General features: G+C 53.2%; 1 protein-coding gene. It reads right to left on the bottom strand.

Annotation, left to right across the window (positions count from 1 at the left end; all coding sequences use genetic code 11):
- Window positions 1-509: carbohydrate binding domain-containing protein (locus tag A596_RS23125; protein ID WP_039914632.1), on the bottom strand; the 509-nt coding region annotated here is incomplete at its 3' end.
- Window positions 510-511: the final 2 nt, after the last annotated feature.

Genomic DNA, 511 nt, shown 5'->3' with positions numbered 1-511 from the left:
GCAGTCAGTGTAATAACGCTATCCGGGGTTCCCGGAGCCAATTTCACCCAGACGTTTAACGCATATTCATTGCCAGTGGTGAGTGAACCCACATTAAATGTCAAACCATTCCACGCGGCGGTACGGCCGGTGATCAATGCGCTGGCTGAGCCGCTGCGTTTATCGGCTGTTGAACGCGTTACTGTTCCTGCTGTAGTTCCCCAATTGGTTAAGCCACTTTCGACACCACCGTTTTGTGCAAAATTATTTGCCGGAACAGAATTATTGACTGAAGAAACTGCAGCGCTTGAGCGTGAGCTGGTTGCAGGTGCAGAACTAGGCGTTGAACTTGGTGCAACGCTGGAGCGACTGGAAGAAGTCACTGCAACACTGGAGCGTGAGGAAGAGCTTACTGCCGCGCCGCACAACGTACCGTTTACGACGGGGCGCTCAACTGTGCCGCCATTGGTATTGCCCTGGAATCCAAAAGAAACGGATTGACCCGGTGCGATGCTGCCGTTCCAGCCCATAC

Source organism: Cellvibrio mixtus subsp. mixtus J3-8, assembly GCF_000766945.1.
GTDB lineage: Bacteria > Pseudomonadota > Gammaproteobacteria > Pseudomonadales > Cellvibrionaceae > Cellvibrio > Cellvibrio mixtus_A.
Note: the sequence above shows the minus strand (reverse complement) of the source record. Positions and strands in the feature narration are given on the sequence as shown.